Origin of the sequence: Neptuniibacter caesariensis, from assembly GCF_000153345.1 — a bacterium.
Classification (GTDB): domain Bacteria; phylum Pseudomonadota; class Gammaproteobacteria; order Pseudomonadales; family Balneatricaceae; genus Neptuniibacter; species Neptuniibacter caesariensis.
Map to the genome: position 1 here is coordinate 1678107 of NZ_CH724125.1, position 14830 is coordinate 1692936.

Consider the following 14830-nt stretch of genomic DNA (forward strand, 5'->3'; position numbering starts at 1 on the left):
TTTCAAATCACACCCAAGATTAAACTTGCAATTATATCTGCAGCCTGCCCAGATCCATATGGATATTGGGTTTTGTTTATATTTTCACTTCGAACTTTAGTTGAATTCCAAAGTGAGTTCAGCCCAGATTCAATTGTTTCTTCCCACTCAGTAGAATTTCTTAGTGTGGTAGTTTTACAGTTATGAAAAAAAGCTTCCTTCTGCATTCCACCAGAATCGGTAAATAAGTGATTAGCTCTTGATAATAACCATTGTGTCTCAAGATACCCTTGTGGACCAATACACATGAAGTCATCTACATCAATATTATATTCTTTTAATTTTTTTGCTGTATGGGGATGAACCAAAAACAGCTTGGACTTCGCCAATGAGCATTCTCTAATGTAATTAATACGAGCTTGAAGAGCGTCCTGAGATACTAAGGCATCGGCCCGATGTAATGTAACAAGGTCAAAGTCTGTCTTTAAACTGCTCTCAGAAATATCATCTGGACGAACAAATAATGCGCGATATTTATGGACGGCATCAAACATCACATCGCCCGTAAAGTGAACACCATCTTCTAAACCTTCAGATTTAAGGTTTTTAATCGCCCTTTGCGTTGGGCAGAAAAGTTGATCGCTCAAGTGATCTATTACGATACGGTTCTGCTCTTCAGGCATTGTCTTATCATAAGATCTCAAGCCAGCTTCGATATGCAGTAATGGTTTACCAAGCCTTTTAGCGACTAAGCCACCAGCTAAAGTAGAATTTGTATCACCAAGTACGACTACTGCTTTTGGGTTAAGCTCGTTAACAATACGTTCTAATTCGATGATCATTGAGCCTATGGCCGTACATTGCGACTGCCCACCCAAAGTCAGCTTTATGTCCGGCTCAGGTACATTCAACTGTTTAAAAATTCCGGTCGACATATTGGAATCGTAATGCTGGCCGGTATCTAAAAGAACTTCATTTATACCCGCTTCTTTATAAGCACTTCGTAGAACCGCACATTTTACGTACTGCGGTCTTGTTCCCATAATTGTTAATATCATTAACTATTCACATCGAATTTCTTGATAGGTTCTTTAGGATCATGTCTTATCATCAATTCTAAAACGCTCCCTTTTTCTATAAAAGGGTTATTCACCTGTTTCGGGTATGGGTCTTCATAGTCATATCCCCATTTAATTTTCCAGATATTAAGATGGTTACCATATCGCTCCATCTTTCCATCTTTTTTCTTTCCTTCTTCAACTGAACCTAGTTGATCGTATTTAAATTTAACTTGCCAGTTATTATGAACAATGAAATCAGTATCATTACAGATATACCAGTTTTTATTCATTAACTGATTAGCAATATCAGGGAACCAAAGATGAAAAACAAACCGCGAATCAAGTTCTACAGAATCCCTCCACGCATTTGTGTTTATAGCTATAGAAGTCCATACAGGAAGCTCAACCGCACACAAGCCCTCATATTTCCTGCTTATCTCTGTAAATTTTGGGAACGTTGAAGGCGCAAAATTACGTTGAAAAATAACTTTGTGCCAGAATTTTCGATACTGTTGATTGATAACAGGCAATCTAGATATCACCCTAAACACTCTGTCTATAAAGCTTGCTTTACTATAGTGAGACGAGTGGGAGAGTGTAAAAAGACCTAACCAACACTGATGCCACTTAACAGATTTAAGATCTTCTACATCAGGATGATAATGAGAGGAACTGACGAAGTTAGGAAAACCAATCGCCCCTATTTTATGGCCTTTCTGGTTAACAGCCTCTAGACGCACATTCAGCTTTGAAACGGCCTGCTTATCTACGAAACAAACATCCTGCTGCATGACTAACAACCAATCATTATGGCCACAATAATTATGGACGACATAATGTACGGCTGCAGGTATACCTTTCCCAGGGTTAAGGCAGAACTGAATACCATGTTTTTGGCACCATTTTTTGCCTTTTTCTGCTTCCGCTTCGGAGGAGTGATCATCAATAACTATGATCTGTTCACGATATTCAAGGAGAAAATCTGCATTTTCCCCGAACATCAAATCATAATTATTAAAACAAGGGTAAATTATTTTGAGCATCTCTTACGCTTGCTTTTTATATGCACTAATCATTTGTTTCACACCCTTTTCAAAGCTCCACTGAGGCTCATAGCCTAACATCTCTTTGGCCTTATCAAGACAAGGTAAACGGCGTTGAATCTCCTGGTAGGTACCAAAAATTTCCTTCGTATCAATATAGTTAATTGCAGGCTCTTCCAACCCTGCAATTTCTGCAATTCTTAAGGCTGTATCTTTAACACTGATCTCTTCAGTGCCCCCTATGTTGAATAACTCACCTTCTACATCTTCTGTAATAAGTGCAAGGTATGTGCCCAATGCTAGGTCAGCACCGTAAGTCACGCAACGTGTTTGGGAACCATCTCCATGTATTTCCAAAGCTTCATTTTCAAGTATTCTCTTAATGAAGATTGGTAGATGACCACCCTGCCATCCAGAGCAAGAACGCTCACTAAAACCGCCGAAATAGCGAATAATGCGAACATCAAGACCATCATGCGCATAATCGAATGCTAATTGTTCGGTATACTGTTTCGCGGTTGCATATGCCCAACGTCTAGTATTGAATGGTCCATAAGATACAGGATCACTCTCACGAAAAGGGAAAGAAGTTCCATGACCATACACATCTGAAGTAGAAGCTAAAACAACACGTTTCCCTAGGCGGTAAGCTGCATCCAATACAATATCTGCACTTTGGGTAATCAGGCGCAATGTTGAGCGAGATTCATGCAAGTTACTACCCTTCTTAAAGGTAGCTAGATGAACCACAGCATCCACTTTCGAAACCAGATTTTCAATTAGGACAGAATCTAATACGGAACCATTGATAAATTTAAAGCTCTCATGTTCTACCAGATTTACATCGCTACCAACAGAGAGATCATCTAAACCAAGGACATGATGACCTTTTTCTAATAAAATATCAGCAAGGTGTGATCCGATCATCCCGGCAACACCTGTTATAAGTACAGATTTCATGAACCTACTTTCCCGTAATATTCTTTTAATAAGTTTGCCGCCAGACCAAAAGCAGTTTGCCTAGCTCCACTAGACATACCACCAATATGCTGTGTAACGATGATATTTTCACGTACTTTAAACTCTTTCAAAATCTGCATTCTTAGGCGATCATCAGATTCAGCAGGGATCACATCTGTGCAATAGAATGCATCCGGATGTCCATCTAAGAACTTAAATAGAGCTTCATGGTCTACAATCTCTCCGCGGGAAGTATTTACCAATACCACATCATTTTTCATGCGCTTGAAAAACGTTTCATCAATAAACTTCTCATTACCTTCCGCATGTATATGCAGCGCCACAACATCAAATTCAGGGCATTTATTAATAAATACTTCAAGATCCTTGTTAAAGTCTAAGCTTAATCGAGGATCTAGAATACTGATTTTAGCCCCACTACCTTTCAACCGATCACAATATATTTTCCCCAAACGGCCATAACCAAGAACGCCCACATGGCTATCCTGTAGTTGTTTACCGATATAGTTCTCGAAATTCCAGGTAAAATCATTAACGGCATGATTATGAGATCGCGTTATTTTCCTCAGACCATCCATTGTTAGGCCTAAAGCTAACTCAGCAGTAGATGGGATTGTTCTTAATACGCTCTGATAACGCTTTATACTGATAACTTCAATGCCAAATTCACGCGCCGCATCCATGTCGATATGAACCGTTCCTGTTGAAGCTGTACATAGAACTTTGAGGGATGAGAACTTTTCCAAAGTATCACGATTAAATGTAATGTGTGATCGATTTGGATTCATGAATATAATCTTAACTTCCTTGACGATATCAGCAAGTTCACTCATCTCAGGAGCGTTACGTTGCTCAAATGGTATATTCAGGGAATCTGCAATATCATTGAGCGTTGCTCTTACCTCTACAAGGTCATCTATCTTTGTAATACATAAAAGCATCTTTTAACCCTTAATAAGCTCTTGTGCCACCAGCAGATCGCGCGGCTCATCTATATTTAGGAATCTCTCATCCGGTAAAATATACCCGAAGGATTTGTCACCACCGTATCGCAACCCTGTTTGTAACTGCTGCGTTGTCATTACGTAGATAGATCCGGCTCGAATAAAGGCTTTTGGTGTTAAATCTTGTCGTCGTGATTCAGGAACCTCTGGATAAAAGTCACGAATCACTCCGTTTTCATCTAGATATTTAATCCTTGAAGGGTGATGATCGTAGAGACAGCCCATTGCAATCACAGAATCAGCTTTTTTCTCTTGTAGCATCTCAATACAACAATCAATATCAACTTCATTTTTAAGTGGATTTGTTGCCATCAGTTCAACGACTGTATCAACCTCTACATTATTTTCTTCTTCGTACCGTCGAACAACATATTCCAAAGTCGCCCCACTTGGGGCCGAATCTGTTGATAACTCTTCAGGCCTGCCAAACTGCACTTCTGCCCCATACTCTTCGGCGACAGCTGCAATCTCCGCACAATCTGTGTTGATTATATGTTTATCGATTTTTCTACTTTTACGCGCGGCATCAATGGTGTAACACAAAAGAGGCTTACCATTGATCAGCGCAATATTTTTTTTCGGGATAGACTTTGAACCACCTCTGGCTAAGGTAACTGCTAGTATCATTATTATCCCCAGCGCCCGCGATAATTATTCATTGTATCCTGTTCTATATCCTGTGCTGATACACCATGGAATATCAGAGCTGATTTAGCTTCTTGACAGTTAGCAACCATCGCTTCGAAGCCTTCTGGAAGTACCGCAAATTTATTATCCCTACCAGGGAGATCATGGTTCACAGTGAAATGTTTTTCTATGACTGTCGCCCCCATTGCTACTGCATAAGCAGGAACGTTTACTGACTGGCTGTGGTCTGATAATCCTAACTCACCATTAAATAACTTTTGTAGTTCAGCCATCCGAGGTAAGTTTACTTTTTCAACAGGGCATGGGTAGGAAGAGACACAGTGCATGGCGACAACATCTTCGCCATTGCTTCTTATGGAACCTACGAGTTCAGAGACATCTTTTAATTCTTCTTCTGTACAGGCTCCCAAGCTTAAGAAGACACGCTTATATGTAGATAGCGCATACCGAATAAGTTCAATATTGGCTACTTCATGAGAAGGTATCTTTATGGCTTCAGTTGAGAACTGGCTCACAAATTCAGCGTCTTCTTTATTGAATACAGAAAGAAGGAATTTTACATTATGCTTGCTACATAGTTCAGTTAATTGCTGGATCTTATCTGCATTAAGACAAGCTTTGTTATAAATTTCTCTTCGGCCATCATTATCCCATGCACCAGCTTTAAGTTTCTCAGGGTTCCAGTATTGAAACTTCGCAGTTGTCGCACCAGACTGAGCGGCGGCAGCAATCATATCTTCTGCTAACTTCATGTCTCCCATGAAGTTCCAACCAATTTCAGCAATATATTCCATACAATTATCCTCTGAGAACATGAATCATGTTGTATAAATCAAATAAAATGTCTTGATAATTCGGAAACCCAGGATTTAAAGGATTCCCTTTCAGCCAGCCAGTCTATCTTTTCAGTATTATCAGCTTCTACTTCAGCAGCATATTTTATCCTACTTATCAGATCCTCTTCACCTTTTACTATCTCTATATACTTATCCGTACCATTTTCACGAAGAAAACCAGCATCCGTTGCTACTACGGAGCAACCAGCCATAAGAGCTTCAAAGATAGGTAAAGCAAAACTATCAAACTGAGAAGTAAAAATAAGGGTTTCCGTATTCATCAACTCGGTATAAATACGTTCTTTGTCTACATTACTTATGATGTCTACGTGCTGACTCACAGCCCATTCAGGAATTTGGCCATTAAAAATCATTGTACCTTTGCAATTTGTAGCTTCCATAGCTTTCACAAAGCTGATACCACCCTTAAAAGAATGGGCTGAACCAATCCAGATATACTGCCTATTACGAGTAAAGCTTTTCTTTACCAGCTGTGTTGCGGGAAATAGTTCATCAATACCTAACATAGGCATTACCGACCAAGCACCACAAAAATGAGAAAAGTCCGAATTAAATCGTTGTCGGGAGAACTCTGAATTAAAAACTCTTAGCCATTTCCTTCTTCCAACAAACAATCTGTATGACCCACGATATATCGTGTTAAATAGCTTACCTCGTTGGTGAAACAAGTTAAGATCATCACTCTGAACAAAGTGGATAACATCAGGACAACGAAAACAGCCAAGAAGAATTGCAGTAAAAGGGTCCGAAACAACAAACATCTCTTTTCGCTTCAACAACATCTGCCAAAGCGCATTAAGGACCCCTCCACGCAAGTAGATTGTATTCCCCGAAGCATCATCGATGTTGGTCAACAACGCTACATAAAAGGCATGTAACGCCTGATTACCACCATTCAATCGTTTAGAGTACTGACAGCAATTGATTTTAGTCGACATTCATAACCAATTTATAGCGAGCATCAATGACCCTTTTTGCTGCAAGGCAATTATGATCAACAAACTTTCGCCCTTGCGCATTCACAATAGCAACTACACCTTCAAAAGACCTAAACTCTTCATCACTCAATGAATGAATGGTATCACCACCTTTTTCTACGAGAGCAACAAGGGGGTCCCATACGTGAATAGATATACTATCTGACAATGCATTGATTACTTCGATTGCCGGACTACAGCGAATATCCGAAACACCATCTTTGTATGCGGCACCGGTTATTAGTACCGATTGATCCCCCGCAATCTCACACTGTTTTTCTATCCATCTGGCAATCTTTTTCGGGGAGGCATGAATACTTTGCATCGTATCTTCAACTGCTCGCAGTTCAACGCCTTTATCCCTAGCAGCCTTTAACAAAAAGTGAGGATCAACTGGAATACAATGCCCCCCGACACCGATTCCCGGATCAAAAGGCATAAAACCAAATGGCTTTGTTTTGGCCAAAGCTACTACTTCATCAAAATCGATGTCGATTGCTGCAGCAAAATCACGAAGTTCATTAACGTAATTAATATTAATAGCCCGAAATGTATTTTCATGAAGCTTACAGAGTTCTGCTGATTCCAATGAAGAAGCCCGGACGACATGATTAAACACGGGCATATACAATTCAGCACCTTTTGCCAAACACTCAGCAGTGAAACCACCAATTACTTTGGGTATTTCAACATTAGAAAAAACCTCATTTCCCGGATCTTCACGCTCTGGAGAAAAACATACATGAATTTCCTCACCAATTACTCGGTCAGCTTCACTATTCAGGCGATCTACAATTCCTTGCCTTGTGTACCCCGGCGAAACCGTACTTTCTAAGATTACCAAAGAAGGCAACGATTCCATTTTAAGAATTTCTGATACCGCGGCATCCACATATCCATGATCAGGGTTACCCTCAGCATCAAGCGGCGTCGGCACACAAATAACCACTGCATCAGCCCCATTCAAGACCTCCGATGAGGAAGCAAACCTGGCGTTGACGTCCACCTGTACTTCCCGTGAAACCCTTTCTTGCCATAGTTCCAACAAGCAATCGCTATTATTAAGAGCTTCAACCACTGCTTCATTTTTATCAAAGCCAGAAACAAAATAGCCTGCTTTGATCAAAGATAGGCTTAGGGGTATACCCACGTAACCTAAACCAATTACACCAACATTCTTCATAGAAAAAACACTTCCTTTCCAGAGACCCTTAATTCTTCAACATCATTAAAAAAAGCCTTCCGTGTTTTTATATTTGGACCACCATCATCATAGAGAGCAACACAAGCTTCTCTCCCCTCAAAAGCTAAAACGTTCATAGCCGTTGTATTGAAGGGGGCTATCAACTTAATTTTTGGCTTTTGTCCTAAGATCATAGGTTCAACCGCAATCTCTCTTGGTACGACCTGATCGATATCAAAAAAACGTCTCAATAGTTCAAGCTTCTCAGGCCATTTCCCTTCATTATGATGAAAAGATACACGAAGCTTAGATCCAGAATACTTCTCTGCTATATCTGCAATAATCTGCTCATATTGGCCCATCGTTTGGAGACCATATTCGACACTTGAAGAGCTTAAGAAATAATACCCATCAAACTCATTCTCAACGACCTGTTCTTCAAACTTAACTGGCAATAAGCTGCAAGAAAATGCATGTGAGGCTAGTAATGACGACTTATTACACACGATTATATCTTGCAGATGCCCCCCCTTAAAGAACTTATATTTCCTAGGGGCAATAATGGATAATGAAAGCAAAGAATAGAATGCCGACTTCAACCTTGCATAGTTAATAGGCAGAGTTAAGTAGCTGGAAATTCCATCCTCATAAAGAAAAACCTGCTTAGGCTTCAGCAACGCTTCGATTGTTTCGAACTGAGGCCCAAAGTTCAGCGCTGTTAATAAACTAAGCGGTTTAACTTTCAGCTTTTTCTTAAGTAAAAGCACTTGCTTAGCAATAGCTAGAAAAGCTCGATAGTCAGAAGGCTTGTAGGTATAACGTGTAGAAGCATGTGAGGAAAGATCCTTTAAATCCAACCCCTCAGGCGCAAGTATATGGACATCAGCAACTAATTGGGCAACAGAGTCATCTCTAAGCAACTGCTGTAATAGAGAGACCTGATAAGGAGTACGAACATCAACCAGCGTTACCCCTTTACTCATCAAAAAACACATCCTTAGGAATAATACCCGATATCAGGTTTACTGATCTGATCAGCGTACCATCTCCATAACGAGCTTTTTTAAAATGAGGTTTATTCTCATATGTATCCATTAATTTGGAACTTAAAGGGACCCAGGATTGCTCTCCACTATCCAGCATGAAGAAATCTTCTTTATAGCTAGTAACCTTTACACACATATCCGCGCCGTATGAAAGGCTCGCACTTAGATAGTCTTTTATCTTAGATTCGGACAAACAGTTTTTATCAAGATCAACAAAATAAACATAATCAAACAGATCGCCCTGAGCTGCAAAATCTTTGACTATTCGGCTCAATAAGTCGTAAAGAGATAGATCATCCCAGTCCACTTTCCTTTTCATCGATCTGTAATGTCCGACCAGCTCTTCCGTCCCTCGCTTAGGTATTAGTACAATCTGATTCCCATCTGTATTTAATTCATGGTAACTATCATCGTGAACGTTTTTCAGGTCACTACATAGCCCAATTACTAATGTATCCGACACACGCTCAGCGAAGTCATGCCAATAATCAATCAAGGCAGAAGAATCTAATAAAGATGCGACGCCTTTACCCCTGAATGATCGGTACTCATCATCATGCTGATTTAGACCATGCTCATGAACAACACTGGCATCTGAATTATAATGGATAAGCCAACCATTACTTAGCACTTCACGCGCCCAGTAGCGATCTTCAATATGCTTTAATGACTCGTCAAACTTATTTGACCGCCATACTTCCTTGCGTATAACAGATGCCGCATTATGAAAGAACGAATCCTTGCGTTGCACCCTACTTTCTTCAGAAAAGCAGTTAACAAGGTCTCTATAGTTCTCATAATTACTTGCGGTAGTAGGGAGCTGACGGCAGTATGAACCTGCGATTTTCGGGTCGTTAAGCAATGGCTTCACCATCTCATGCAGCCAGTTTTTCCCTACTGGTACGCAATGTGCTGACAACACAACCAGATATTCACAACCAGCTAACGCATCCATTCCTTGATTGATGGATTTGCCGGGGAAATACTCCCCTTCATAGGTAAGAACCTTAATACTAGGCCAGACTTGCCTAGCACGTTCTACAGTACTATCCTCAGACTTACAATCCACCAAAACGACTGTAGGCAGAACGACACCCTCTTGCTCAGCCAAAGCTTTGAGGCAATAAGCAATCCAACGGCCTTCATTTTTGGTGCGAATTACAACCCCAATTTTTTCTTTAATCATAATTAACTAACTAATGCCTTTGTCACAATATCGACAATGTCAGCTGAATTTTCAGGCGACAAATAAGGGTGCATAGGCAAACTTAAAACTTCCTTTGCTGCAACCTCACTTACAGAAAGCCCTTCACTCTTCATATTCAGAAAAGCTGGCTGAGAATGAACTGGCTTAGGGTAGTGTATAGCTGTCGGGACACCTTCAGCCTTAAGAGCCTCTATCACTTTCGCCCTTTGTTTCAGCCGTATAGTATATTGCCCCCAAACACTATTACTTTCCTGGAGAACGGTTGGTGTTATCACCTCGTCAACAGAAGAAAACAGTTGATTGTATCTATCTGCAACCAACTGTCTTAGAGCAATCTCTTTTTCGAAAACTTCCATTTTTTGAATTAAGATTGCAGCTTGTAATGTATCAAGCCTGCTATTGATTCCAACACGTACATGATTATATCGCCCGGACTGGCCATGCCGCGCAATTTCCCGAATTTTCCGAGCCAATATTTCATCACTTGTAAAAAGTGCACCACCATCACCATAGCAGCCTAGAGGTTTACTAGGAAAAAAACTCGTAGTCGCAATCGTTGTAAGATTACAGGAACGATTAGATCTGTACGTAGCACCGAAGCTTTGAGCTGCATCCTCAATAACGGGCACCCCATATTGAGCAGCAATAGCATTTATTTCATCAATATCAGGGCATTGGCCATAGAGTGAGACAGGTATTATTGCCTTCGTACTCTCGGTTATTAAGCCTTCGAGCTTCTGACTATCCAAATTGTAAGTATCGGGATCAATATCAACAAAGACAGGTGTTGCACCCAATAAAGCAATCATTTCAGCAGCAGCGATATAGGAGAAGCTTGGTGTTATTACCTCATCCCCCACTCCAATATCTAGCGCCATTAATGCAATTTGAATAGCATCTGTGCCGTTGGCACATGAAATACAATACTTAGCTCCGCAAAAAGCGGCTAATCTATTTTCCAGCTCAACCACTTCAGGACCACCGATATACTGCCCGTGAGCTAAGACATTCTGTATTGCAGCATTTAATCGATCCCTGATGACGTCTTGCTGAGCAGCAAGATCAATAAAATTCATCATTCAGAAATAACACCCAAAGTTGAGCCATCTAACTGGTAGATTGTTCCGGTATGGGGGCATACAACCCGCTGATGCCCAGTTAAAGGCAGATCCAATTGCTCCCCGTATTCACTCATCCATCCGATTTGTTTCGCTGGGACCCCTACCACTAATGCATACGCGGGCACATCTTGAGTAACCACACAGCCCGCTCCAACAAAAGCATATTCACCAATTTGATTTCCACAAACTATGGTAGAATTTGCTCCCAAAGTAGCCCCTTTTTTAACAAGAGTGGTCAAATATTGCTTTTTCCTCTCGATAAATGACCGGGGGTTGTACACATTTGTAAAAACCATACTAGGCCCACAAAAAACACCATCTTCTAACCGCACATTATCATAAACCGAGACATTGTTTTGTATCTTGCAACGATCGCCAATAACCACATCATTTCCAATAAAAACATTTTGGCCTAGCGAACAATCTTTACCAATTCTGGCACCTGCACACACATGGGTAAAATGCCAAACTCGGGTCCCCTTCCCCAACTGAGCGCCCTCATCAACAATTGCACTAGAATGAATATGCCTTTCTATCATGTGAGGTACTTTTTCAGAAATGGATGTTCTTCAGCCGAGCGGGCTTCCACAGCATCTGCATTACGAATTGAGTCTACCGTTTCGATACAATGCCTAGCGTCTTCGATTCCATACCCACGCCCTTCGAGTATTTCCTGATAACTCAAAGTATGCAGATCAGTGAAACCTCCAGAAAACTCTATCTCTTCACCATCGCATGTAATAGATCTAAATGTGGGCTGCTTTCCTTTAATACTGTCTGGCAAATCATGCGCATCGATTGATAAGAACCACGGGACACGGGCCTTTTCATATTCCAGATAACCTGCAGCCTTAAAATCATCAGAATAATGAAGGATATTTTTCTGAAGATCCCCAAAAATAAAATGCAGCATATCAAAAAAATGGACCCCAATATTTGTAGCGACACCAAATGACTTTCTAGGATCTCCTTTCCAGCTTTCCATGTACCACTTGCCTCTTGAAGTGATGTAGGTTAGCTCTACTTCATGTTTATCTGAGCGTTTTTCTCTAGCCACTTTATCTTTCAGCGCTAGAATTGCAGGGTGATGTCTAAGCTGGAGAATATTATAAACCCGCTTACCCGTTTGCATTTCAATATTTTTTAACTCATCCAGTAACTCTGGCGATGGAACTAAAGGTTTTTCGCAAATAACGTCACATCCCATACGAAGTCCGGCTGCTATATGCGCTTTATGAAGATAGTTTGGCGAACAAATAGAAACATAATCCAATTTTTCTTCAGCTTGCTCATTCCTAGAACACGCAAAATCAAGAAAACGTTCAAATTCTGTAAAAAATTCGCTATTTGGTGAAATACTGTCAATTATTCCCACAGAGTCATTAGTATCATACCCACAAACCAGCTCGTTCCCTGTTTCTTTAATCGCTTTCATGTGACGTGGAGCGATATAGCCAGCGGCACCCACTAAGGCAAACTTTTTCATTTGAATTTCTTCGTAAAAATTTTGAAGGAGGAAGACTATCCAAATAGTATAACAATAACAACTGGACGTTAAATTAACTTAGACAGACTAGAGTTTAATCAAGCCTTTGAGGCCCTTTCCTGAGTAAGGCCTAATAAACTAAAGCGAAGCTTTGTATGAATTACCTTTTACTCATAGAATCCTTGATAAGAACTGCAGGCATCCTCCTTAATGAATAAAAATAAGCTCATCCCCCCTACCCTCAGGCAAGATAGGTGCACCTCAAACATGAGTTCCACTACGTCCGCATCCTCGATCAAGTGGAAATCGGATACTCCCTTTTCATCTACATTCAATGACATCTATTTTTCTCCAACAGATGGCAAAGAAGAAACCGATTATGTGTTTATCGACGGCAACAAGTTACCAGAAAGAATAAAATTTTGTTCTGGCACCTTTACTATTGCCGAAACCGGGTTTGGCACCGGCCTTAATTTTTTATGCTCATGGCTAGCATTTCGCAATAACAGCAATAGCAATGCACATCTACATTTCATCAGTGTCGAGAAGTTCCCTTTATCGAAGGCAGATATAGCCATAGCATTACAAAAACAGGAAGTTCTGAAGGGGCTATCCAGCCAATTCATAGATCAATACAACACCTTATCCAGCGGAATAAATAAGTTTATTTTTGACCATGGTAAAGTTCGCCTAACCCTTATATTTGATGACGCAAGCAAAGGTTACCAACGACTCAACGAACATGTAGATGCCTGGTACCTAGACGGTTTTGCTCCATCAAAAAACCCTGATATGTGGAGCCCAGAGTTATTCCAGCAGATAGCTCGATTGAGTCACCCGGGCACGACCTTTTCCACATTTACAGCAGCCGGGATCGTGCGCCGTGGACTACAGGAAGCAGGCTTCGAGGTTAGCAAACAAAAGGGGTTTGGCCGTAAACGTGAGATGCTGATTGGCACCTTTACCGGAAAGCAGAAACAGAAAACAATTGCTAAGCCCTGGTTTGAGCTACCTAGAGGAGATAAGCCTGAGTCTGTAACTATTATTGGTGGGGGGCTATCAGGCTGCACGACTGCGCGAGCGCTAGCAGAACGGGATATTCAGGTCACACTGATAGAGAAAGAAGATCAGCTTGCAACAGGCGGCTCAGGAAACCGGCAAGGCGCCCTTTACGCCAAACTACCGGTTAAACCTACTAATCAGGGTGAGCTACATCTAGCCGGTTTTCTGCATACGGTTAACAAACTAAAACAACTCGACCCGGAACAAACCTTATGGTCTCAGTGCGGAGTTGCTCAACTTGCCACCAATGAAAAAGAGCTCAAGCGCCAGCAGGAACTTATTGAACATGGCAGCTATTCTGATGAGCTGGTAACCGCGAAAAGCGCAGAAGAATTATCAACTCTTGCGGGCTCCAGAGTAGAGCACAGCGGGCTATTTTTCCCTGATGCTGGCTGGGTCTCTCCTAGAGATCTTTGTCGCTCACTTGTTGAACACAAAAACATTCAGATCCAGAATACCAGTATCACAACCACTGAATACAACAATGGCCAGTGGGTACTTACTGACAATGAGGGCAATGCGTTGCATGCCTCACATTTGATCATTTGTAATGCTGAACTGGCTAACCAGTTTGAGCAAACCTCACATATACCCCTGAAGCCGATACGTGGACAGGTATCCATCTCTCCTGTCAGCGAAAGCAGCCTTCACTTAGACACAGTAATTTGTGGTGAAGGCTACATTTCACCCGCCAAAGATAACCTGTTCTGCTTTGGTGCGACATTTGATCTAAAAGGCAAAGAGCGGAATGTCACTGATAAAGACCACGCAAAGAATCTGCATAATTTAAGTCAGGTACTCCCTGAAATTCATAGCGCAATTACCGGTCCTGACAAACCACAGCTTGAGGGCAGGACAGCGTTCCGCTGCAGTACACCTGACTACATGCCTATCGTTGGCCCGGTTCCTGTTCATGACAGCTTTACTGAGACATTTGGCAAGCTCCGCAAAGACAGGAAATGGAAGTTTGAAAACGTACGCGCAGAGCACCACCCTAACCTGTTTATTAATACGGGGCATGGTTCAAAAGGGCTGATCACCTGCCCAATATCAGCCGAATTACTGACTGCGATGATCTGTGATGAGCCACTTCCGCTCCCTAAAGATCTTGTCGATACAATCAATCCGGCAAGATTTATCATTAAGAACTTGATAAAACAGGCGATATAGATAGA

At 41.2% G+C, this 14830-nt stretch carries 14 protein-coding genes; 1 reads left to right on the forward strand and 13 read right to left on the reverse strand.

Annotated features, from left to right (window positions below; translation table 11 throughout):
• Positions 1–2: 2 nt before the first annotated feature.
• Genes wecB through MED92_RS07970 form a run of 13 tightly spaced genes read right to left on the reverse strand, consistent with a single transcriptional unit; the run spans position 3 to position 12593 of the window.
• Positions 3–1037 carry a non-hydrolyzing UDP-N-acetylglucosamine 2-epimerase gene (gene wecB / locus MED92_RS07910; protein ID WP_007021004.1) on the reverse strand — a complete coding sequence of 345 codons (1035 nt, stop codon included), beginning with the start codon at positions 1035–1037 and terminating at the stop codon, positions 3–5.
• A complete protein-coding gene (locus MED92_RS07915; protein ID WP_007021005.1) occupies positions 1037–2083 on the reverse strand; it encodes a glycosyltransferase family protein in 1047 nt (348 codons plus the stop codon). The genes wecB and MED92_RS07915 overlap by 1 nt, the downstream gene beginning before the upstream one ends.
• Positions 2084–2086: 3 nt before the next feature.
• Positions 2087–3043: an NAD-dependent epimerase/dehydratase family protein gene (locus MED92_RS07920; protein ID WP_007021006.1), complete on the reverse strand. Its 957-nt coding sequence runs from the start codon at positions 3041–3043 to the stop codon at positions 2087–2089.
• Positions 3040–4005 carry an NAD(P)-dependent oxidoreductase gene (locus tag MED92_RS07925; protein ID WP_007021007.1) on the reverse strand — a complete coding sequence of 322 codons (966 nt, stop codon included), beginning with the start codon at positions 4003–4005 and terminating at the stop codon, positions 3040–3042. The genes MED92_RS07920 and MED92_RS07925 overlap by 4 nt, the downstream gene beginning before the upstream one ends.
• A gap of 3 nt (positions 4006–4008) precedes the next feature.
• A complete protein-coding gene (locus MED92_RS07930) occupies positions 4009–4695 on the reverse strand; it encodes an acylneuraminate cytidylyltransferase family protein (protein ID WP_007021008.1) in 687 nt (228 codons plus the stop codon).
• Positions 4696–4697: 2 nt separating this feature from the next.
• On the reverse strand, positions 4698–5510 hold the full coding sequence (locus MED92_RS07935; RefSeq protein ID WP_007021009.1) for an N-acetylneuraminate synthase family protein: 813 nt from the start codon (positions 5508–5510) through the stop codon (positions 4698–4700).
• 38 nt (positions 5511–5548) lie between these two features.
• Positions 5549–6511, reverse strand: coding sequence for a glycosyltransferase (locus MED92_RS07940; RefSeq protein WP_007021010.1), 963 nt, complete (start codon positions 6509–6511; stop codon positions 5549–5551).
• Positions 6501–7733: a nucleotide sugar dehydrogenase gene (locus tag MED92_RS07945; protein ID WP_007021011.1), complete on the reverse strand. Its 1233-nt coding sequence runs from the start codon at positions 7731–7733 to the stop codon at positions 6501–6503. The genes MED92_RS07940 and MED92_RS07945 overlap by 11 nt, the downstream gene beginning before the upstream one ends.
• A complete protein-coding gene (locus MED92_RS07950; protein ID WP_007021012.1) occupies positions 7730–8716 on the reverse strand; it encodes a hypothetical protein in 987 nt (328 codons plus the stop codon). The genes MED92_RS07945 and MED92_RS07950 overlap by 4 nt, the downstream gene beginning before the upstream one ends.
• Entirely contained in the window at positions 8709–9965 is a 1257-nt protein-coding gene (locus MED92_RS18485) for a glycosyltransferase family 2 protein (protein ID WP_007021013.1), read from the reverse strand. Before MED92_RS18485 ends, MED92_RS07950 begins: the two co-directional genes overlap by 8 nt.
• 2 nt (positions 9966–9967) lie before the next feature.
• On the reverse strand, positions 9968–11065 hold the full coding sequence (locus tag MED92_RS07960) for a DegT/DnrJ/EryC1/StrS family aminotransferase (protein WP_007021014.1): 1098 nt from the start codon (positions 11063–11065) through the stop codon (positions 9968–9970).
• On the reverse strand, positions 11062–11646 hold the full coding sequence (locus tag MED92_RS07965) for an acyltransferase (RefSeq protein ID WP_007021015.1): 585 nt from the start codon (positions 11644–11646) through the stop codon (positions 11062–11064). The genes MED92_RS07960 and MED92_RS07965 overlap by 4 nt, the downstream gene beginning before the upstream one ends.
• Positions 11643–12593, reverse strand: a complete 951-nt coding sequence (locus tag MED92_RS07970) for a Gfo/Idh/MocA family oxidoreductase (RefSeq protein ID WP_007021016.1) — start codon at positions 12591–12593, stop codon at positions 11643–11645. Before MED92_RS07970 ends, MED92_RS07965 begins: the two co-directional genes overlap by 4 nt.
• Before the next feature lie 267 nt (positions 12594–12860).
• On the opposite strand from MED92_RS07970, the gene mnmC reads away from it, so the two are divergent.
• A complete protein-coding gene (gene mnmC / locus MED92_RS07975) occupies positions 12861–14825 on the forward strand; it encodes a bifunctional tRNA (5-methylaminomethyl-2-thiouridine)(34)-methyltransferase MnmC2/FAD-dependent 5-carboxymethylaminomethyl-2-thiouridine(34) oxidoreductase MnmC1 (RefSeq protein WP_040661666.1) in 1965 nt (654 codons plus the stop codon).
• The last annotated feature ends 5 nt before the right edge of the window (positions 14826–14830 follow it).

What these genes read in the sequence shown, in the direction of transcription:
- MED92_RS07940 (WP_007021010.1), bottom strand. Translation starts at nt 6,511, where the DNA reads ATGTCGACTAAAATCAATTGCTGTCAGTACTCTAAACGATTGAATGGT.
- MED92_RS07950 (WP_007021012.1), bottom strand. Translation starts at nt 8,716, where the DNA reads ATGAGTAAAGGGGTAACGCTGGTTGATGTTCGTACTCCTTATCAGGTC.
- MED92_RS07930 (WP_007021008.1), bottom strand. Translation starts at nt 4,695, where the DNA reads ATGATACTAGCAGTTACCTTAGCCAGAGGTGGTTCAAAGTCTATCCCG.
- MED92_RS07920 (WP_007021006.1), bottom strand. Translation starts at nt 3,043, where the DNA reads ATGAAATCTGTACTTATAACAGGTGTTGCCGGGATGATCGGATCACAC.
- mnmC (WP_040661666.1), top strand. Translation starts at nt 12,861, where the DNA reads ATGAGTTCCACTACGTCCGCATCCTCGATCAAGTGGAAATCGGATACT.
- MED92_RS07965 (WP_007021015.1), bottom strand. Translation starts at nt 11,646, where the DNA reads ATGATAGAAAGGCATATTCATTCTAGTGCAATTGTTGATGAGGGCGCT.
- wecB (WP_007021004.1), bottom strand. Translation starts at nt 1,037, where the DNA reads ATGATATTAACAATTATGGGAACAAGACCGCAGTACGTAAAATGTGCG.
- MED92_RS07945 (WP_007021011.1), bottom strand. Translation starts at nt 7,733, where the DNA reads ATGAAGAATGTTGGTGTAATTGGTTTAGGTTACGTGGGTATACCCCTA.
- MED92_RS07970 (WP_007021016.1), bottom strand. Translation starts at nt 12,593, where the DNA reads ATGAAAAAGTTTGCCTTAGTGGGTGCCGCTGGCTATATCGCTCCACGT.
- MED92_RS07915 (WP_007021005.1), bottom strand. Translation starts at nt 2,083, where the DNA reads ATGCTCAAAATAATTTACCCTTGTTTTAATAATTATGATTTGATGTTC.
- MED92_RS07960 (WP_007021014.1), bottom strand. Translation starts at nt 11,065, where the DNA reads ATGATGAATTTTATTGATCTTGCTGCTCAGCAAGACGTCATCAGGGAT.
- MED92_RS07935 (WP_007021009.1), bottom strand. Translation starts at nt 5,510, where the DNA reads ATGGAATATATTGCTGAAATTGGTTGGAACTTCATGGGAGACATGAAG.
- MED92_RS18485 (WP_007021013.1), bottom strand. Translation starts at nt 9,965, where the DNA reads ATGATTAAAGAAAAAATTGGGGTTGTAATTCGCACCAAAAATGAAGGC.
- MED92_RS07925 (WP_007021007.1), bottom strand. Translation starts at nt 4,005, where the DNA reads ATGCTTTTATGTATTACAAAGATAGATGACCTTGTAGAGGTAAGAGCA.